This window comes from Flavobacterium sp. Leaf82 (genome assembly GCF_001422725.1).
Taxonomy (GTDB): domain Bacteria; phylum Bacteroidota; class Bacteroidia; order Flavobacteriales; family Flavobacteriaceae; genus Flavobacterium.
In genome coordinates this window covers 508686-530046 of sequence record NZ_LMMA01000012.1, presented here as the reverse complement: position 1 = coordinate 530046, position 21361 = coordinate 508686, and the positions used below count along the sequence as shown (strand labels likewise).

Here is a 21361-nt window from a genome sequence, read left to right as displayed (position 1 = left end):
TGAAATCTGAAATTAAAAATCTAAAATTAAAAATGAGAGTATTTAAATTTGGTGGAGCATCAGTTAAAGATGCTGATGGAATTAAAAACGTATACGACGTTTTACAAAAAGTAGGTTACGAAGATGTGATTTTGGTAGTTTCTGCAATGGGAAAAACTACAAATGCTCTTGAAGTTGTTATCAAGAATTATTTTGATAAATCGACAGAGCTAAATTCATCTGTTCAGGAAATTAAAAAATATCACAATCAAATCATACTGGATTTATTTGAGGATGAAAAACATGAGGTTTTTGAAGCTGTAGAAGCTCAGTTTTCTGAATTAGAATATTTCCTCGCACATAATAAATCTCCTAATTACAATTTTGTTTATGACCAGATTGTGAGTTTTGGAGAGTTAATTTCGACTACTATTTTAAGTCATTACATGAATTTCAGAGGTATTCAGACGCAATGGCTTGATGTTCGTAATTTTATCAAAACCAATGCAAATTACAGAGATGCAGAAGTAGATTGGGATACAACTCAACAACTTATAAGTAAAAATGTAAAACCCAAAATATTAAACATCACGCAAGGATTTTTAGGTGCTGATGAAAATAATTTTACAACAACTTTAGGTCGTGAAGGTTCTGATTATACTGCCGGAATTTTTGCTTATTGCTTAAATGCCGAAAGTGTAACGATCTGGAAAGACGTTCCTGGAGTAATGAATGCGGATCCGCGTTATTTTGAGAATGCAAGTTTACTAAACCAAATTTCGTATCGTGAAGCGATCGAATTGGCTTTTTACGGTGCAACAGTTATTCACCCAAAAACATTACAGCCTTTACAGAAAAAAGAAATTCCTTTGTATGTAAAATCTTTTATCAACCCGTTATTAAAAGGAACTTGCGTTTCTAAAGGTGTTGATTTAGAGCCTCAATATCCATGTTTTATCGTAAAAAGAGACCAACTTTTAATCTCGCTTTCCTCTATTGATTTCTCTTTTATTATGGAGGAAAACATCAGTGAGATTTTTGCTTTGTTTCACCAATTCAAAATAAAAGTAAACCTGATTCAGAACTCAGCTATTAGTTTTTCTGTTTGTGTAGAAGATAAATTTGAAAACTTCAATGAATTGAATGCTATACTTTCGAAAAAATTTAAGGTAGATTACAACGAAAATGTAACTTTATATACTATTCGCCACTTTACAGAGCAAGCTGCAGAAACTGTCGAAGAAAACAAAGCGGTTTTACTAAAACAAGTAAGCCGCGAAACGATGCAAATTGTTACGAAAGAGATTAAATAAAATCTTTTTCTAAAGTTAATTATACAATTCAAAACATATTCATGAAAGGCTTCACTTATTGGTGAAGCCTTTCTTTTTACAATTTACCTTGCTCGATTATTTTCGCTTTGCTCGATTTCTGACTTCTTAAAAACCTGTTTTTTCGAATTTCCAAAACTATACGTTGCGATCAATTTAAAATAATTGGTGGTGTAGGTTCTGTGATAATATATTTCGGTTTGACCAACATCGTAATTACCGGAAACCATAAAGTCGTGAAAGATATCATTTGCGGTAAAATTGAGTTTTAGGGCATCTTTAAAAAAGTTTCTTTCGATTCCTACAGTAACTGTCGATCTGCTATTTTCGCTTCTTAATCCGTAACTTTTATCGCCAAGATACCAGGCAAGCAATTGAACTTTAAAAAGATTCGGAATCGTAAATGTATTATTAGAATAGAGATAGATTTGAGGTTTGACAGGACCCAAAGCATATTCATAAAAATTATCGATCGATTTGCTTAAATTCATACTAATGGTATTTGTCGAACTCCACCATTTGTTTGTAAATGATCTTGAAAGCGAAGTAAAAAAAGTATGTTCTTTTTCTATATTTAATGATCTCAAAATATAACTATTTGGCGTATCGCCACGCAAAGCAGCTCCGGAAATTGGATCGATTTTATAGGCATATCCTATTTTAAAATCGAACTTTTTGTACATCGCACCAATCTCAAAGGCGTGAGTTTTTTCAGGAAGTAAATTCGGGTTTCCTTCTATAGTAGTAAACGGGTCCTGATAAATAACAAATGGATTCAAAGCCTGATACCTTGGTCTTGTTATTCTGGAAACATACGATGCATGTAGTTTTAAATCGTCTGAAACATCCATATTTAGTAACACATTAGGGAAAAAATTGCCATAACTTTTTTTGAATTCCTGAATCCCATTTGCAGTAGTATACAAATTATAACTCGTCCATTCGCCTCGTGCGCCAATCGAAAAACTAAACTTCTCCCCTAATGAACTTCCGTAATTAAAATAAGCGGCACTGATTTTTTCAACATATTTAAAATCACTCGAAAGTTGATCGTCAGGTTCAAAATTGCCATTTTCTACATCAGAAATTAGGAAATCTGTTCCTGATTGTACTTTCGCATTGCTAAATTTTGCTCCGGTTTCTAGCTTTGTATTTTCATTTATCTTTTTAGAATAATCTGCCTGAATGCTTATAATATCAATTGTATTGTCAACATTATTCTTCAAATACTTTTCAGCATTTCGTTCGTCAACCCAACTATTTTCATCAATAAAATCTTTTACAATTCCGTTATAATTAGAGTATTGGGTTCCTATAAATAACGACGAACCCTTATTATCTGTTATCGCATTATAATTTAGATTAATGAACTGATTCAGGAGCACATCATTTTTAGCTATATCCGTGGCATAAAAACTATTTCCCACATTATTACTAATAGAGTTTCGGCTTTCTACGACTCCGCCCAAATCTTCAATATTTCCGCTATAAGCTAATGAAATATAATTCTTTTCAGAGAACGTGTATTGCAATCCAAAACCAAAATTCGAATAATTATTAAACTGACGTTTCCAATCTGTGGTTAATTCAGATCGCATATATTCATCCGGATTTGGTCTTGTTCTGGTCGTATATAACAATTCGCGGCCTTTACCCAATTGAAATCCGTAATTGGTCATGAACGAAAATTTGCCTTTAGTATAATTAAAATCCAAAAGTGTATTCGTACTCGTTCCGGCAAACTCAGAAACTGTAATTTGCTGGCTCGCTGTTCCCATAATTCCATTTTCGATATTTTTTTTGGTCATAATATTAATGACCGCTTTTCCTTCGGCATCATATTTTGAAGATGGATTTGAAATTACTTCAATTTTTAGAATTTGTGAAACCGGAATCGCGGCAAAACGTTCGTAATTAATCAAAATTCCGTTAAGGTAAATAATCGCTTCGCCTTTTCCCAGAACACTAATTTGCCCTTCTGCAACAATAACGTTTGGTACTCTGCCCAATAATTCATTGACTGAACTACTTGTCGAAAGCAATGTATTGGCGACGTTTACATCAAGCGTTCCGTTGGTAGCATATTTTACTAACGATGCCTGTTTTTTTATAACTACTTCGTTTAATTCGTTATTGGGATTTGCAATCTTTTCATGACTTGTTTTTGAAGATTGTGCGTTTGCGGTAATGGCATAAAGAATCATGCAATACCTATAAATAAATTTGGTAACTAAAAATCTCATGAATTTTGGCGATTAAAATTTGACTTATTGTTGAAACAAAAGTCAGCTGTTAATCGCAATGCGAGGTAATCAAAATAGAAATCAGGAGTACGAATTTATAAATTCACACTTGACTTTAAGCTCTTAAAGCTTGATTTTGGTAATTTGAAGGAGTTGTACCGGTTTGTTTTTTAAAGGCTGAGAAAAATGTCGATTTAGAATTAAACCCCACATCATAACCAATAGATTCTAAAGTAAGTTTATCATTTGAAGTTATAATTTCGCAAGCTTCTTTTATTCTAAATTCATTTACAAAACTGGTAAAGTTTTTACCCAAATTATTATTTAAAAGTTTGGATAATTGATGACTTGAAATATTTATTTCTTTGGATAAATCCTGCAATGTAAGATTGGGATTTTTATACAGAGCCTTTTCATTCATTACACTTTCGAGTTTTTGTGTAAAAATTTCCGCTTCGGCTAAATCTATTTTTTTAGCGGAATTCTTTGATCCGTTTAATAAAAACAAATCATCGGTTTTTTTACGATATAAAAGGATCGAAATAATTAAATAGAACATAATCGAAAAAACAATTGCTCCGCTAATATAAGTAGCGGCAGGAGCGTGCATTATGGCAAGAAAATAAAAAAAGAATAAAAGGAAATTGCCCAGAAAAAGCATTCCGAACCACATTTCTGCCGGAGTTGTTTTGTATTTTTTACTTATGATTTTTTGCAGAATGTCTTTAATGGTAAAGCCGGAAAAAATAATATACACAAACCATTGAAAATAAATCGCTTTTATGAAATACTCTCTCCACAGTTCCGGATAATATTCGTAAGGATATAAAAATCCAATTGTACCTATAAATAAAGCCCAAAATAAAAGGCTAAGTTTCCAGGATTTGGGCATTATATTAATTTCGGCAACGGCTGATTTCAGGAAATAATATAAAAAGGGACCAATAAAAAAGCAAGCGGTTAACCCAAATTGCAAATACATTTTTGGCAACGTGGGATTAAAATACACAAACACCGATTTTCCAATTCTGATGCTTAGTGCGAATAATAATGCACCCAAAAAATAATTGGTCAGGAACTTTTTCCTGGTAAAAAAGAAGAAATACACACTTAAAATAATTCCGTTAAAAACTCCTAATGCGCTAAAAAAGAATAAGAGTTCTTTGCTGGTATCCATAATTTAAGTTTGTTTTATTCTCACAAAGCTAAAAAAAATTATGACTTTAATGCTTTTTTATCCTTCTTCAGATCCTTAATTACTTTCTTCAGCTCTTTTATACGTTCTTCGTATTGTTCGATTACATTATCCGAGAATTGATTTACGATTTCTCCTGAGGATATTTCTTCATTATTGACTTCTAATTTTAATAACTCATCAGGAGTTATTTCAAAAATTTTACAGATTTTTAAAATATGATTTGCCCACGAATGACTTTCACCGCTTTCCATCCTGGCATATGCTGATTGTGAAATATGAAGATTTTCTGCCACTTCTTCTTGTGACATTTTTTTATTTTTCCGGAGTATTTTAAGTTTATTACCTACAACAATATTCATAAATGACATCTTTTTATTCTTACAAAATAACAAAGCACAATTTTATAAATATATACTCACAAAAACACTATTTTTTTCAAATAAAAAAACATAATCTATTACTTATTAAAAATACCCGATAATCACATAATACAAACACTTACAAAACAGTAATTTAGATTCGCCCAAAAACAAATAAATAATTTAATTCTAAACCAGCAAAACCAAAAGAAATGACCCATTCTGCAATACTTCTTTCTCTTTTTATAATAATTGTAACATTAGGATATCGATTTAGTAAAAAATATCCTTAATAATCGTTGTCACCATTATTAGAAAGAAGCATATTTTAAACCTACAAAATCATGAATTTTAATAACGACCCCAACGAAGAAACCAAAAATAAATGGAGTAATGATCCCAATAATTTGATTTTGGGATTTTTCTATTATAACCCAAAAGATACGAGATTGTTTCCTCGCAAGAGAATAAAAGCACTGGGATGGACAATTAATTTTGCGAATCCTAATTCAGTATTTTTAATACTCATTGTAATCGCAATTATTCTTATAGCTGTAGAACATTAGCAATCTAATTTCTCAAACAAGTGATTTCTTCCAACTACTTTATTCTTTGAAAACATGAAATTTTTTATTTTCAAATATTGCATCGCTATTATTAGCTGCATTTATTTAGCATACTTTTTTTACAACCCAAATCATAGTGGTAATATGATAAAAATGGGCACTTCGATGGCATTGGCACTTTTTATTTCTGTTTCTATGTTCACTCAAATAAAAAACGGAAGATAAGTCGTAACATTACTTTTTGCAAACTCAACATTTTAAAAAAAGAGGTTTGATGTAATCATTCCACTACTCCTATTTTGTTGTTGACAAAATCAGGAAAAAATCTATTGAAAAACATACAATCTTCCTTAATTAAAAATATTTAACTAAATTTACTTTACACCTAAAAAAAAATAAGCACATCAACATCAACACTTTATAACTATGAAAAATGATGATGAACCAAGCGAAGAAACTCTAAACGAATGGGAAAATGATCCAGACAATTGGATCTGGGGAATGTTTTATTATAATCCAAAAGATAAGAGATCGTACTTTCCAAAAAAAATAAAAGAATTTGGATGGCACGCTAATTATGCAGATCCTGGTTACAGTATTGTACTTTTATTATTGTTTGCAATACTTCTAATTTTAATAAAATATTCTTAATAACCTTCATTAACGGTACTTTATTAGCTAATAAAACTAAAATATCCTCCGTAACATTTACCAATTATAAATACTACTTTTGGTTTTTTAGAGTTAAAGTATTTATGTTGAAAAAATTACTGTTTTTCACGGTTTTCATCTGGTATTCCGGGCTTCAGGCGCAGGAAACGGAATCATCGTACAAAACCAAAAAAGTAATTGCGACGCGTGACACCATACATCTCGAAGAGTTTAGCATAAATTCCAGTTTTTTCGAAATTTTAAATACTAAAAATGAACCTCTCGATTCTACTTTTTATAAAGTTGATTTTGAAAAAGGAACTTTGATTTTAAACGAACAATTAAATTTATCAGCAGATACTCTAATTGTAAATTATTTAAAATATCCGGATTTTATAACTAAAGAATATAGTTTATACAAATCAAATCAAGTCGTTACAAATGATGTTGGTTCTGAGAAATTGTACAAAATAGAAAATACCAATATTAAAAAAGTCACTCCTTTTGACGGATTAAATACTTCCGGAAGCATCACTCGTGGCGTAACTGTTGGAAACAATCAAAATACGGTTTTAAATTCGAATTTAGATCTTCAGATTACCGGAAAAATATCAGATAAAATTAGTTTACGGGCTTCACTTCAGGATAATAATATTCCGTTGCAAGATGGCGGTTATTCACAAAAACTGGATCAGTTCGATAATATTTTCATGGAACTTTTTAGTGATGACTGGAATATCAGGGCGGGAGATGTTTTTTTAGAGAATAGAAAAACTCAATTTTTAAATTTCAATAAAAAGGTACAAGGTCTTTCTACGAGTTTTAATTTTGGTGATGAAGAAAGCAAAACCAATATCTTTGCTTCTGTTGCTTTTGTAAAAGGTCAATATGCCAAAAGTACTTTTACAGGACAGGAAGGCAATCAGGGACCTTATAAATTAAAGGGTCAGAATGGCGAATTATATGTGCTGGTCATTTCAGGATCTGAACGTGTTTATGTAAATGGTGTTTTGCTGAAACGTGGTGAAAACAACGATTATGTGATCGATTATAATGCCGGCGAAATTACTTTTACTTCTCTTTTTACCATTACTTCTGAAATGCGTATTAATGTTGAATACCAATATTCTGAACGAAACTATAATAGATTGGTTACGTATGCGGGCGCAACTCATGAAAATAAAAACTGGAGTTTTGGCGGTTATATCTATTCTGAAAATGACATGAAAAACCAGCCGTTGCAACAAAATCTTTCTACAGAGCAAGTACAGATTTTAAGTCAGGCCGGAGATGATCCTAATTTAATGAAAGCACCATCTGCTTATGAAGATGCTTATGCAGACAATAAAATTTTGTACAAAAAAACATTTGTTAATTCAGTTGAAGTTTATGAATATTCAAAAGATGCAAGTAGTGTTTTATACAATGTAAAGTTTAGTCTTGTGGGTAATAATGCCGGAAACTATATAATACAGAATAACAATTCCGTAGAACGTATTTATGAATATACAGCACCAATCAATGGCATTTTACAAGGAAATTACGAACCTATTGTCAATCTTGTTGCACCAATAAAATTGCAGGTTGCTACTTTTTTAGGAAAATATAATCCTGATGAAAAAACCCTGGTAGATTTTGAAATTGCAGTAAGTAATAATGATAAAAATTTATTTTCGAAAATTGATGACGGAGATAATGATGGAATTGCGCTTAAAACCAACATTAAAAAACGTCTTTTTACCAGAGACTGGACTTTAGATGCTTTTGCAAATTACCAGTTTGTACAGGAAGATTTTAGATCTGTTGAGCGTTTGTACAATATAGAATTCAACAGGGATTGGAATTTAAATGAAACTCTTTTAGGCAATCAGAGTTTATTAATGACGGGATTAAATTTTGATTTATTTGCTAAAAAAGAGACTTCGAATATTGGTTTATTTACGTATCAATTTGAGAAATTAGATTATTCTGAAAGTTATTCCGGAGCCAGACATACTGCAACTGCTTTTTTTAAATTAAAGCAATGGACAATCGAAAACCAAGGCAGTTATCTAAACAGTGATGCTACAAGTTCGACTTCAAAATTTATTAGAAATCAAACCAGGACCAAGTATCACTTTGGTAAAAACTGGATTGGTGCAAGCATGCAAATCGAGGATAATCAGCAAAGAGATAAAGTCACGAATGTTTTTTCGGCTTTAAGCCAAAGATTCTCAGAATACGGAACTTTTATTGGTCGCGGCGACAGTACAAAAGTATATGTTGAAATTGGGTATCTGCAACGTCGAAATGATAGTTTGCAAAACGGATTGTTACAACACGTAAACAATTCGCAAACTTATTATTTAAAGTCAAAACTGATTCAGAATAAAACAACAGATTTAGCGGTTTATGCCAGTTATCGTACTTTGGATTTTACAGATTCATCGAGGAAAAATGAACCTTCACTAAATTCAAGAATTCTATATAACGATCGTTTTTTTAATCAATTCATGCAAATAGGAACGGCTTACGAAACCAGTTCCGGAACTATTGCGCAACAAGAGTTTACTTATATTGAAGTTCCTACGGGGCAAGGTGTTTATACCTGGAATGATTATAATGGCAACGGAATCCAGGAATTAGAAGAATTTGAAATTGCAGCTTTTCCGGATCAGGCCAGATATGTCAGGATCTTTTTGCCCAATCAGGTTTATATTAAAACCAATCAAAACAAATTTTCGCAATCTGTTGCTTTAAATCCGCTGCAATGGCAAAATGAAACAGGTTTCAGGAAAATCGCATCCTATTTTTACAATCAGACTTCGTTTATTATGGATCGAAAAGTAAAAAGTCAGGGCGAACGTTTAGAACTGAATCCGTTTGATTCATCAGAAGAAAATATATTAGGACTAAATTCCAGTTTTAGAAATAGCCTGTATTATAATCGCGGAAAACAAAAACATTCTGTTACGTATACTTACCTTATTAATAAAGGAAAAAATCTACTTTCTATAGGATCACAAAATATTACAAACAGTTCGCATCAATTGCAATACACTCATTTATATCAAAAAAGCTGGTTGTTCAACCTTTTTACAAAGACGATTAAAACCAATTTAATTTCTGAGGATTTTGAAGAGAAAAATTACGCTTTAGATGGATATCAGGTTGCACCAAAAATCAGTTATTTGTTTTCGAAAAACACGAGTTTGGATTTCTTTTATGAATTTCAGAATAAAGAAAATCAGATTGGAAATCTGGAAACTTTAGTTCAGAACAGGCTTGGAACTTCCTTTTCTTTTGCGGGAGAGAAAAAAATAACCGTAAACGGGGAATTTTCTTTTTACCAAAATAAGTTTACAGGAAATGAATTTTCATCAGTAGGTTTCCAGATGCTTGAGGGACTTCAGCAAGGACAAAACTTAGTATGGAAATTACTTTTACAGAAAAATCTAACGCAGTTTCTGGATGTAAATCTAAATTATCAGGGGCGAAAAAGCGAGACAGGATCTGTGGTTCATACAGGCAATGTACAGCTTCGCGCTTATTTTTAACACTTTACGAAAAACGTATTAATAAATTGATTAATTTTAATTGAAATTTAAACTCGTAACCCTATGAAAAAATTATTATTACTTTGTTTTATGGTTGTTTTTTCTTCTAGTTTCTATGCTCAGGAAACAACTGCAAAAGATGCAAAAACAAAAACCGAAGCTACTGCGAAAAAGAAAAAAGCAACTGCTGACAAAGCAGCATCTGATGCTAAAAAGGAAGCTGCAAAATCAAAAAAAGCAGCTAAAGATGCAACTGATGCATCTGCAGCAGTAAAAAAAGAAAGTGCTTCAGCAACTAAAAAAGCAGCTGACAAAGACGCGGCAAAAGCTAAAAGCGATGCTACAAAGGCTTCTAAAAAAGCAACTTCGGCAGCAGACGCCGCTAAGTCTGATGCTAAAAAAGCTGATGCAGCTAAAAAAACGTCTACTAAAACATTAAAGGAAACTACTGAAAAAGCCCCAAAAGTAGCTGATAAAGTTACCGGAGAATATAACGGCAAAAAAGTATATACAGGTCCAAAAGGCGGTAAATACTACATTAACAAAAACGGTAATAAAACGTATATTCAGGATTAAGGAAAGGTACTTAGATCCTAAGTTACTAAGGTTCTAAGATGATTATATTATAAGGTAAAACTTTGAAGCCGAACATAAGTTCGGCTTTTTTATTTAACAAGCAAAAAACTTAGAACCTTAGCTCCTTAGAACCTTAAATAAAATATACAGTTAATAATTTAGTAATATGTGCGAAATAACATAAAAAACATATTTCTTTATCTTCGTTTTTAAAAAGCGTTAAACTATGAGCATTGACTATTCTGCGAACAAAACAATTTTAGTTGCTCCATTAAACTGGGGATTAGGCCATGCCACAAGATGTATCCCAATTATAAAAGCGCTTCAGGAAAAGAATTTTATACCAATAATTGCGTCTGATGGTGTTGCATTGGCGTTATTGCGAAAAGAATTTCCATACATTCAAACTCTTGAATTGCCTTCTTATCATATTGAATATGCTAAGAATGGTAAGAATTTTAAATGGAAACTGATTAAGAATTTACCTAAAATGATTGTCGCTATTCTGGATGAGAAAAAAATGGTAAGAAGCTGGATCAAAAAACACGGAATAGACGGAATCATTTCGGATAATCGATTGGGTGTTTTCAGCAAAAAAATTCCTTCTGTTTTTATGACGCATCAATTGAATGTAATGACAGGAAATACGACTTGGTTTACGAGTAAATGTCACCAACATGTTATAAAAAAATATACTGAATGTTGGGTTCCGGATACCAATGATACCATAAATTTAACGGGAGAACTGGGTCATCTTAAAACAAGTGATCTTAACCTTAAATATATTGGCCCTTTGAGCAGAATGCGTAAAAAGGAAACGCCAAAGTTATACGATTTGATGATTATTTTATCCGGACCGGAACCTCAACGCACTTTTTTAGACGAAAAATTACAAAAAGAAGTTGCTGATTATAAAGGTAAAGTTGTCTTTGTACAAGGTGTTGTAGAAAAAGCACAAACAAAATGGCAAGCCGGAAATGTAACGTATTATAATTTCATGAACTCAAAACAACTGGAACAAACTTTTAACGAAAGTGATTTTGTTTTATGTCGTTCGGGTTATACAACGGTAATGGATCTTGCAAAACTGGGCAAGAAAGCTTTTTTTATCCCAACTCCGGGACAATATGAGCAGGAATATCTGGCGATAAAACTACAAGATGAAAATTTGGTGCCTTATGCAATGCAAGACGACTTTACCATTGAAGATCTTTCAAAAGTAAAGTCGTATAAAGGTTTAACTCAATTTAATGAAGATATCGACTGGGATTCCTTATTTAGCGTTTTCGAGGATTAATTTTAGAAATTAAACTGGGCTTGCAATCGCAATAAATTTCCTTGCTGACGGTTGATAGGAAGAACGCTGTCTTCGAAAGTCCTGTCGGCAATGACATATTCTGCTGTAAACTCAAAAGCTTTAATTGGCTGCCATTCTATACCAATTTCATAATCTCTTACGACATAACTTCTGGCGTCTTTTTCATATTTTTTTCCTCCGTCGTAATATTGAAATTTTGCGAAAGGATATATAAGTTGCTTTTTAATATCTAGTTTATAGTTCAGTAAAACATAACCTCCGTTTAGATCCGTTTCATCAACTGTATTGGTTACTGTATTATATCGAGGTCCTCTACCAACATTATATTCGGTCTGAATCCCGAAAGGTCTTGGATACAAAACAAAAGTTGCGCCTACTCTTTGGTCTTTTACATATTGCGGATCATCTACTTTTACTCCTGATGAAATTTCGCCTGTAAAAGCCCATTTTCCTGTGTAAGCCTGAATTCCTGGTTCGATAATCTGACTGCCAATAACAAACGGATAAGTTAATCTCGCAACAACATTCAAATCCCGATTTCCATCAAGTTTGTTGGCAATTTGACCGTTATAAACTCCAAAGGCAAAAACTCCATAATCGCCAGAACCTTTATAACCATCTTTTACCAGCATGGCAAAACGTTCTCTGATTTCGGCTGGAGCCCAATAAAAGAAAATTCCTAAATCACGCTCGTTTAATATCGCACTGTTCATTGCATCGTTACGATCCAGTGCCAAACGCTGCGAACTGGATTGCATGTTTTCGAAACCATAAGGAATCTTACTTTGCCCAACACGAACACGGTATTCTTTTTTCTTATCAAAAGAAAGATCAAAATACAAGTCACGAATCTGAACAAAATTCTGAATTCCGGTACTTGGTGAACTGGCAAAATCAGGCTGAAAATAGAAAAAAACATTTGGATGAACCTGTCCGGAAAATACTAAACGTGCACGACGAATAAATAGTCCGTTGTTTGCTTTTGCATCTGGTGCTGTCGAAGTTGTTCCCCAGGATTTGTCGCATTGTTCGCAGGAAACTTTATCATTTGTAGAGAAAAGTCCGTTGTATCTTATTTGTGCATAACCTCTTAGGGAGATTCTGTCATACCAGTGTTCTTCAACTCCTCCTCCGGATTTAGTGTCTGGAAGTTTTGCTTTATTGATAGAATCTAAAATACGCATTACTTCGTTTTTTACATCCTGTTTGTTTAAATCCTGAGCATTTGCTGCAAAATTTAACAGCAATAAAACGGCAACTAATTTTCTTTTTATCATCCTTTCTCTAATATCCCTTAATTTCAGGGTACAAAGATGTAGCATCAATGTTAAGAAATCATTAACAGGATGTTACTATAATAAAAATTTAATGTTACGAAGTTTTCGCGTATATTGATTTATTGTTAAAAAGCCTTATTTCATAGTGCTTCTCTAAAATCTGCTTACAATTTTTTAACCTCAGGTTTTTGTGCTTTTAATGCTTTTTCAAGTGTAAAGGAGAATTCAGAACCAATTCCGAATTCACTTTCTACATATACTTTCTCTTTGTGTGCTTCGATAATATGTTTTACAATTGCTAATCCAAGACCTGAACCACCTTCTGATCTGGTTCCGCTTTTGTCAACTCTGTAAAAACGTTCAAAAAGTCTTGGGATATTCTGTTTTTCAACTCCTTCTCCATTATCACTAATTCTGATTAAAACTTTTTTCTTTGTTAGGTTTACAACTCCAACTTCGGTCAAACCGCCATCTTTACCATATTTAATAGAGTTGACAATCAGGTTCTCCAGAACTTGTTGAATTCTGTCCTGATCTCCACGAACTATAACAGATTGTACATTCTTGCTTTCAAAAGCTAATTTGATTTTCTTTTTATCGGCTTTCATCTCCAGCAAATCAAAAACATTCTGAATCAATTCGACGATATCAAAATCAGTAATCATTAAATCCAGATCACCAGATTCTAATTTGGTAATCATATCAAGATCCTCAACGATATAAATTAATCTTTCTACTCCTTTTTCAGCACGTTTCAAATATTTTTTTCGAATGTTCTTATCATCCATCGCGCCATCAAGCAAAGTCGAAACATAACCCTGAACGGTAAACAATGGGGTTTTAAGTTCATGAGAAACATTGCCTAAAAACTCTCTGCGATATTGCTCTCTAATCTCAAGCATTTCGATTTCCAGCTTTTTATCAGTAGCAAACTTTTTCACTTCTCGTGAAAGAGTTTCCATATCTGTAGTAATGGGCTGATTGATCAGTGTGGTAGATTCTAATAACGAAACCTCATCGTAGATTTTCTTTACTCTTCTGTAAATAAAGCGTTCTACACGATATTGTAAAACTAAAAAGGAGAAAATATAGATCGAAATAATAAAAATTATTCCAAACGCAACTTGATGTTTTAGTTCGTTTTTATAGAATAAATTCATCAATATCAACACAAATCCTGTCCCAAAAAGGCTTATATATAATGCCGACTTTACAGCAAATTTGTATGTTTTTTTAAAATTAATTTTCATTGAATTATGGAACCATTAAGAGGTTATTTTTTTTAACATATAAGTGATATAAGTTCATTTAAAAGTAAAATGTAATTATATCCTTTACATTAAGAACTTAAAAAAAGAAATCTTTGTCAAAGTTTTGAACTTTGACAAAGATAGACTTTGATTCTAAAAGTATGTATGCTATAATTTAAATGAACTTATATAACTTATATGGTTCAAATTTTTATTGAATGTTTAAACTTCAAATTTATATCCAACTCCTTTTATTGTTTTAAAAAGGTCTTCTCCTATTTTTTCGCGTAATTTTCTGATGTGAACATCGATTGTTCTTCCTCCAACTACAACTTCGTTGCCCCAAACTTTATCCAGGATTTCATCTCTTTTAAAAACTTTTCCGGGTTTTGAAGCTAATAGGTAAAACAATTCGAATTCTTTTCTTGGTAAAGCAATTTCGACATTCCCTTTAATGATCTTATATTCTTCACGATTGATCTCGATTCCTCCTACATTCAGGGTATCACTAACAACTTCTTGTTCTTTTAACCTTCTTAACAAAGCCTTTACTTTGCTCACCAATAATTTTGGTTTAATTGGCTTAGTGATATAATCATCTGCACCTGCATCAAAACCAGCAACTTGTGAGTAATCTTCGCTTCTCGCTGTAAGAAATGTTATGATAACATTATTTAATTCAGGAATTTTTCTGATGTGTTCACAAGCTTCCATTCCATCCATTTCAGCCATCATTACATCCATAATAATTAAGTCCGGCAATTCTTTCTGAGCCTTTGCTATTGCTTCTTTTCCGTTTGAAGCAGTAACAATCTGGTAGCCTTCCTGAGCAAGGTTATAGCCAACGATTTCTAAGATATCTGGTTCATCGTCAACTAATAAAATCTTGGTTTGTGTTTTTTTCATAAATAGCAAAAATTGAGATTTTTACATCAAATTTTCTTCATTAAATATTCGATGTTTTTTATTTCACAGCGTAAATATACTAACAAAATAACCGTTAAAAATTGTGGTTAACGGTAATTTAATCTGGTAACAATTTGATAATCTACAAGACACAAAAACATAACAAGTGCCTAACATGAACTTTACACAGCGTTTCTTTCTTTGCACAAAAATAAATTAAACACAACACTGAAATGAAATTCAATTTAAAATTTCTATTTATTGCATTATTTATCTGTACGATTTCTATCGCCCAGAACAAAGGTACAATTTCTGGCGTTTTAACCGACAAAGAAACGAACAATGAAGTTTTACCTTTTGCTAATGTACTACTTAAAGGTACAAACATTAGCGCAAACACTGACATCGACGGAAAATATTCGTTGAATGTAAATCCGGGAAATTATATTATTATTTTTAGTTTCGTTGGATATGAATCTGTAGAACAACCAGTAATTGTTAAAGCAAATGAAACTGTTACAGTTAATCAGGTGCTTTCATCAGGCGGATATACTCTTAAGGATGTTGTTGTAAAATCATCAGCCGTAAACAGACAAAAAGAATCTGCATTACTTTTAGAACAAAAAAATGCAGTAGATATAAAACAATCTATTGGAGCACAAGAACTTTCTAAAAAAGGAGTTAGTGATGTTGCCAATGCTGTTGTAAAAACTACAGGTATTACTAAACAAGAAGGAACTGGTAATATTTTTGTTAGAGGTTTAGGTGACCGTTACAACTCTACTACTATGAATGGTTTACCAATACCATCTAACGATCCTGAAAAGAAAAACATTAATTTAGATATTTTCTCAACCGACATTATTGAGTTCGTATCTATTGACAAGGTTTATAATGGTAAGTTTTTTGGAGATTTTGCCGGAGGAAATGTTGATATCGTTTCTAAAGATTACAAAGGAAATGGTTTTTTCAAAATCGATGCTGAATCAAAAATAAACACAAACGCTGTTGGAGAAAATAACTTTACATTACAAAAAGGTCCAAATTCTTTTGGATTTAGTAAAGCCGAAATTCCAAACAATCCTCTTAATCAATATGGTTTTAACACATTGCAATTTGAGAAAAAAACTCCACTTGCAGGTTCTTTAGGAATTTCTGGTGGTGATACCTTTAATGTTGGAGAAGAAGGAAAAATCAACATCTTCGGAACTGCTTCTTTTACCAATGATTATTCTTCAAGAACAAACGGAACTGCAAAAGGAAGTGTAAATGCTGCTGGTGTAGCCGGAAAAGACTTAGATTATAAATATCTGGCATACAGCACCAATACAACTGGTATGTTTAATGCAGGATACAAAATCAACAACAATAACAAAATCAACTTCAACTCTTTGTACATTAACACATCTGCACAAAAGAAAGAAGAATCTTCAGGATATATTGTTGACTTAGCAAATGAAGGAAACGGATACATTCGCAGAAATGAATATGAAAAAACTGATTTATGGGTAAACCAATTATTAGGTGAACATAAATTAACAGACAGAAGTACTCTTAACTGGGGAGGTTCTTACAACATAGTAAACCAAAGCATTCCGGACAGAACTTACAATACATTAAATAAAATTGATGGCGCATATGTAATCAACTCTCAGTCTGCACCAAATAACAACCGTTACTTTCAAGATCTGAAAGAAAATGAATTAGCGGCAAATTTATCTGTAAATTACAAGTTTAACAAAAACGACGAAGGAGATTATAAAGGAAAATTTACTGCAGGATATAACGGAAGATTTAAAAACAGAGATTTTGAGGCAACTCAATTTAATCTTAAAACAACAACATCTCCAGTGTCTCATACTGGTGACATTGTTGACCCAAACAACCTGGATTTGTTTTACAACCAACAAAATTTTGCAAACAACTTTTTCACGATTTCAACTTTCCGTGGAGGTCCAGAAGTTTCAAATGCACTTGACCCACAAACTTACGGTGGAGATTTAACTATTAATGGCGGATTCTTAAATACAGAATACAAATTTAATACTAAGCTTACTGCTGTTTTAGGATTAAGAGCAGAAGTTATTACTCAAAATGTTGAATGGAGCACACAATTAGATCCTGATGGAGGAAGCGATAAGTTAGAAAAAACAGCTTTCTTGCCAAGTTTAGTTTTAAAATATGAACTTAACGAAAAACAAAATTTACGTTTAGGATTCAGCAAGACTTATACATTACCACAGTTCAAAGAAAGATCTCCTTTTATCTATGAGGAATTTTTACAAGCTAAAGTTGGTAACCCATTTTTATATGCTTCAGATGATTATAACTTAGATTTAAAATGGGAGATGTTCCCACAAAGTGATGAAGTTGTTTCTCTAACTGCATTTGGAAAATATATCCTGAACCCAATCAATGAAGTTATCATTAACTCTTCTACAAATGATATTTCTTATGTAAACTCAGGAGATTATGGTTATGTTGCCGGAGCTGAATTAGAATACAAAAAAGTACTTTTTAATTTTGACAGCGAAAACACAAAAAGATTAACTGGTGGTCTTAATGCATCATATTTATACAGCAAACAAGAACTAAATGACGAAAAGGTTCTTGAAGAAACTAACGGAACCCGTCCAACTACTTTTACTAATAAAACAGGTAAATTTACTGGAGCTTCTCCTTTATTATTAAATGCTGATATATCTTTCTACAACGAATGGAATGACAAAAACAGCAACCTTACTACAACTTTAGCTTACAATTATTTCTCTGACCGAGTAAATGCAATTGGTACACTAGAAAAAGGTGACTTAGTTGATAAAGCAGTTGGTTCATTAGATTTCATTGCAAAATCTAAATTAAGCAAAAACTACGGTCTTGGTTTAGTCGTAAAAAACATTCTTGATCCAACTGTAAACAGAGTTCAGGAAAACCAATCCGGAGACGTAAATGTTTTGAGCTACAAAAAAGGTTTAAACTTAAGCTTGCAATTTAGCTATGAGTTTTAAATAAACAGATATTTTGAATTAGTAAAAAAGACAGCTTTATGGCTGTCTTTTTTTATGGACTGTTTTTACACTTTAAATCACATGTTAAGCCGTTAACGTTTACTTAATATAAAAACTACTTTTTATTAAACTAACAATCACAGTTACTTAACATCTAAAAAAGATTTCTAATCCATCTTTGCAACAAGAAATTAAACACAAAAAAAATTATTAAAACGATTATGAAAAAATCAATTTTAAATTTCGTTACAGTTATTGCTTTATCAGGAGGTTTGCTTACAAGCTGTTCTAGTGATGACGATAAAAAAGCACCAACTTCAACATTTGTTGCTGATGCTGCTAACTTTAAAGGAACTATCGCTGATGGTGAGGTAGTACTTGATGCATCTAAAACTTACAAATTAACAGGTGCAATAAAAGTAGAAAACGGAGCAACTCTAACAATTCCTGCTGGAACAACTATTGAAGGTACAGGCGGAACTGCATCTTATATAGCAATCGCACAAGGAGGAAAAATCAACGTAAATGGTACAGCTGCAAAACCAGTTATTATGACTGCTACTGTAAAAGAAGCTGGTAAATGGGGTGGTTTAGTAATTTGTGGTAAAGCGCCAATCAACCGTGTAAGTGGTGGTGCAAGTACAGCTACATCTGAAGTTGCTGAATTAACTTACGGAGGAACTAATGCTGCTGATAACTCAGGATCTATCAGATATTTAAGAATTGAGTACGCTGGAGCTGCTTTTAACTCTGAAAAAGAATTTAATGGTGTTTCGTTTTTTGGAGTTGGTTCTGGAACAACTGTTGAATACGTAGAAGCTTACCACGGTGCTGATGACGGATTTGAATTCTTCGGAGGATCTGTAAATACTTCAAACTTAATCTCTATCGGTAACGAAGATGATCAATTTGACTGGACTGAAGGATGGAATGGAACAAACACTAACTGGTATGGTAAATTAGATTTTGGAAAAGGAAACAGAGGAATCGAAGCTGATAACTTTGAATTTGGATACGCTTTCACTCCAATCGCTAACCCTACTATCACAAATTTATCTCTTGTTGGACCTGGAAGTACTGCAGCTGTTGCTAACTTTGCAGAAAACCAAGCTATCAAATTAAGAAGAGGAACTAAAGGAATCATCTCAAATGTAGTTTTAAGCTCTTGGGCAACTGGTATTGATGTTGAAAATGACGAAACTATTGCTTTCGTTGGAACAGCTTTAAAAGTATCAAACGTATTATTTGTTACTGATGTACCTGCAAAATCTAAAGGAAAGAAAACTGCTGTAGCTCCTGCTACATCTGGAGTAACTGCTGATGTATCTGCTATATTTACAGAATCAGCTACTGCAACTGGTGCTGGTAACGGAGTTTTAGCTCCAACATGGGCTGCTAGCTGGTCAGTTGGTTTCTAATCACTTCACACATAAAATGTTAAAAACATCCTAAATATTAGGATGTTTTTTTTTTGGCGTAGTTTTTGTATTTTTTTTTGTATATTTACATTAATCAAAACAATGCGATGGTAAAAAACTACTTTTATATTATAATCTTATTGGCTTTTTTCTTTACTCTGGGTGTTTCGGCACAAGAGAGTAAGCAATTACCAAAACCTCAGGATGCAACAGCAACTACTATTGAGGGTTTAAGCTTGTACCCTAATCCCGTTACAAGCGGAAAAGTATATATCTCCTCTAAAAATGATTTAGAAAAAGAAATTATAATCTTTGATATCCTGGGTAAAAAAGTGCTTCAGGCACATTTAACTTCACGAGAACTAAATGTATCAGATCTTGTACCCGGCGTTTATATTATAAAAATAAGCGAAGACAACACTTCTGCAACACGAAAACTTATCATTCGATAAAACATAAAAAAAAGCTCCTTTTCAGGAGCTTTTTTTTATGTTTTAGTCTCAGTCTCACTTTTTCAGTTTCATTACATGCCAAAAACTGCAACTGAAAACTGCGACTGAAAACTAAAAACAATATCTTTGCAAAAAAAAAGTTTTGATCACAGCCAGCGATATATTTACGATTTCGAGTCATAAACAATTTGAAAAAATAGCCTTAAAAGTATTTCGTTTTCAACATGAGAAAAATATCGTATATCGTGATTTCTGTTATTTCTTGAAAGTCAACCCACAACAGGTAAAATCATTGGAGCAAATTCCGTTTTTGCCTATTCAGTTTTTCAAAAGTCATGACGTAGTTTCTAATAACGATCCGGCTCAGGTAACTTTTACCAGCAGCGGAACAACCGGAATGATTACAAGCAGGCATATAGTGACCAATGTTTCCCTATATGAGGAAAGTTACCGCAACGGTTTCTCTCAATTCTATGGCAATATCGAAGATTACGTTGTTTTAGCCCTTTTACCGTCTTATCTTGAACGCGATGGATCTTCGCTAATTTACATGGTCGAAGATTTAATAAAACTATCCAATCAGCCTGAAAGTGGTTTTTATTTACACAATCACGACGATCTAATAAAAAAATTGACAGCTCTTGACGTATCCGGACAAAATGTGATTTTAATTGGTGTTACTTATGCCTTATTAGATTTGATTGAAAAACATCAATTTAACCTTCAGAATACCATTATTATGGAAACTGGAGGAATGAAAGGAAAACGCAAAGAAATGATTCGTGAAGAATTGCACGAACAACTTTGTAAAGGTTTTGGAGTTACAGCAATTCATTCAGAATATGGAATGACTGAACTTTTAGGACAAGCCTATTCTTTAGGCGAAGGCGTTTTTGAATGTCCGTCATGGATGCACATTTTAATTCGCGATCCAGAAGACGCTCTTACTTACGTAAAAGACGGAAAAACCGGCGGAATAAATGTGATCGATTTAGCCAACATCAACTCTTGTTCTTTTATCGCTACACAGGATTTAGGCAAAAAAAATCCCAACAACTCTTTCGAGGTATTAGGACGTTTTGATAATTCGGATATTCGTGGCTGTAATTTGATGGTTCTGTAAACATTTAATTGATTATTTGTTTAATCGCTTAATTGAACGCATAAAACTGCAAACCAAATTTTAATTCTACCAACGAAACATTCCTATGGAATGATTTTTTTTCAATAAAAAAATCCCAACATTCTTTTAGAACATTGGGATATATATTTAATTTAAAGATTCTGATAGAT

16 protein-coding genes are annotated in these 21361 nt (G+C 32.6%); 10 read left to right on the top strand and 6 right to left on the bottom strand.

Annotated elements, in window-relative coordinates:
• The first annotated feature begins 32 nt into the window (after window positions 1-32).
• Entirely contained in the window at window positions 33-1292 is a 1260-nt protein-coding gene (locus ASF10_RS10875) for an aspartate kinase (RefSeq protein ID WP_056248811.1), read from the top strand.
• An 83-nt stretch (window positions 1293-1375) separates the two neighbouring features.
• Here the strand turns inward: ASF10_RS10875 and ASF10_RS10870 are convergent, their stop codons facing one another.
• From ASF10_RS10870 to ASF10_RS10860, 3 genes are all read right to left on the bottom strand, one after another.
• Window positions 1376-3553: a TonB-dependent receptor domain-containing protein gene (locus tag ASF10_RS10870; RefSeq protein ID WP_056248809.1), complete on the bottom strand. Its 2178-nt coding sequence runs from the start codon at window positions 3551-3553 to the stop codon at window positions 1376-1378.
• A gap of 115 nt (window positions 3554-3668) precedes the next feature.
• Window positions 3669-4730: a helix-turn-helix domain-containing protein gene (locus ASF10_RS10865; RefSeq protein ID WP_056248806.1), complete on the bottom strand. Its 1062-nt coding sequence runs from the start codon at window positions 4728-4730 to the stop codon at window positions 3669-3671.
• A 38-nt stretch (window positions 4731-4768) separates the two neighbouring features.
• Entirely contained in the window at window positions 4769-5110 is a 342-nt protein-coding gene (locus tag ASF10_RS10860; RefSeq protein ID WP_056248803.1) for a helix-turn-helix domain-containing protein, read from the bottom strand.
• 344 nt (window positions 5111-5454) lie between these two features.
• On the opposite strand from ASF10_RS10860, the gene ASF10_RS10855 reads away from it, so the two are divergent.
• From ASF10_RS10855 to ASF10_RS10835, 5 genes are all read left to right on the top strand, one after another.
• Window positions 5455-5676, top strand: a complete 222-nt coding sequence (locus tag ASF10_RS10855) for a DUF5808 domain-containing protein (RefSeq protein WP_056248800.1) — start codon at window positions 5455-5457, stop codon at window positions 5674-5676.
• Between the two features lie 426 nt (window positions 5677-6102).
• Complete coding sequence (locus tag ASF10_RS10850) at window positions 6103-6327, top strand: hypothetical protein (RefSeq protein ID WP_056248798.1); 225 nt, start codon at window positions 6103-6105, stop codon at window positions 6325-6327.
• Between the two features lie 104 nt (window positions 6328-6431).
• Window positions 6432-9863, top strand: a complete 3432-nt coding sequence (locus ASF10_RS10845) for a hypothetical protein (protein WP_056248795.1) — start codon at window positions 6432-6434, stop codon at window positions 9861-9863.
• A 63-nt stretch (window positions 9864-9926) separates the two neighbouring features.
• On the top strand, window positions 9927-10439 hold the full coding sequence (locus tag ASF10_RS10840) for a hypothetical protein (protein ID WP_056248793.1): 513 nt from the start codon (window positions 9927-9929) through the stop codon (window positions 10437-10439).
• 226 nt (window positions 10440-10665) lie between these two features.
• Window positions 10666-11736: a glycosyltransferase gene (locus tag ASF10_RS10835; protein WP_056248791.1), complete on the top strand. Its 1071-nt coding sequence runs from the start codon at window positions 10666-10668 to the stop codon at window positions 11734-11736.
• A gap of 2 nt (window positions 11737-11738) precedes the next feature.
• Here the strand turns inward: ASF10_RS10835 and ASF10_RS10830 are convergent, their stop codons facing one another.
• From ASF10_RS10830 to ASF10_RS10820, 3 genes are all read right to left on the bottom strand, one after another.
• Window positions 11739-13034, bottom strand: coding sequence for a porin (locus tag ASF10_RS10830; protein WP_056248789.1), 1296 nt, complete (start codon window positions 13032-13034; stop codon window positions 11739-11741).
• A 164-nt stretch (window positions 13035-13198) separates the two neighbouring features.
• Window positions 13199-14284, bottom strand: coding sequence for a sensor histidine kinase (locus ASF10_RS10825; RefSeq protein WP_056248786.1), 1086 nt, complete (start codon window positions 14282-14284; stop codon window positions 13199-13201).
• A gap of 222 nt (window positions 14285-14506) precedes the next feature.
• Window positions 14507-15190: a response regulator transcription factor gene (locus tag ASF10_RS10820; RefSeq protein WP_041518469.1), complete on the bottom strand. Its 684-nt coding sequence runs from the start codon at window positions 15188-15190 to the stop codon at window positions 14507-14509.
• Between the two features lie 233 nt (window positions 15191-15423).
• Here ASF10_RS10820 and ASF10_RS10815 point away from each other — a divergent pair, with 233 nt between their 5' ends.
• The 4 genes from ASF10_RS10815 (at window position 15424) to ASF10_RS10800 (ending at window position 21191) form a co-directional block, all read left to right on the top strand.
• Window positions 15424-18198, top strand: coding sequence for a TonB-dependent receptor (locus ASF10_RS10815; RefSeq protein ID WP_056248783.1), 2775 nt, complete (start codon window positions 15424-15426; stop codon window positions 18196-18198).
• A gap of 221 nt (window positions 18199-18419) precedes the next feature.
• Window positions 18420-19616 carry a hypothetical protein gene (locus ASF10_RS10810; RefSeq protein ID WP_056248781.1) on the top strand — a complete coding sequence of 399 codons (1197 nt, stop codon included), beginning with the start codon at window positions 18420-18422 and terminating at the stop codon, window positions 19614-19616.
• A gap of 107 nt (window positions 19617-19723) precedes the next feature.
• Complete coding sequence (locus tag ASF10_RS10805) at window positions 19724-20068, top strand: T9SS type A sorting domain-containing protein (protein WP_056248778.1); 345 nt, start codon at window positions 19724-19726, stop codon at window positions 20066-20068.
• A 142-nt stretch (window positions 20069-20210) separates the two neighbouring features.
• Complete coding sequence (locus ASF10_RS10800) at window positions 20211-21191, top strand: acyltransferase (protein ID WP_056248775.1); 981 nt, start codon at window positions 20211-20213, stop codon at window positions 21189-21191.
• The last annotated feature ends 170 nt before the right edge of the window (window positions 21192-21361 follow it).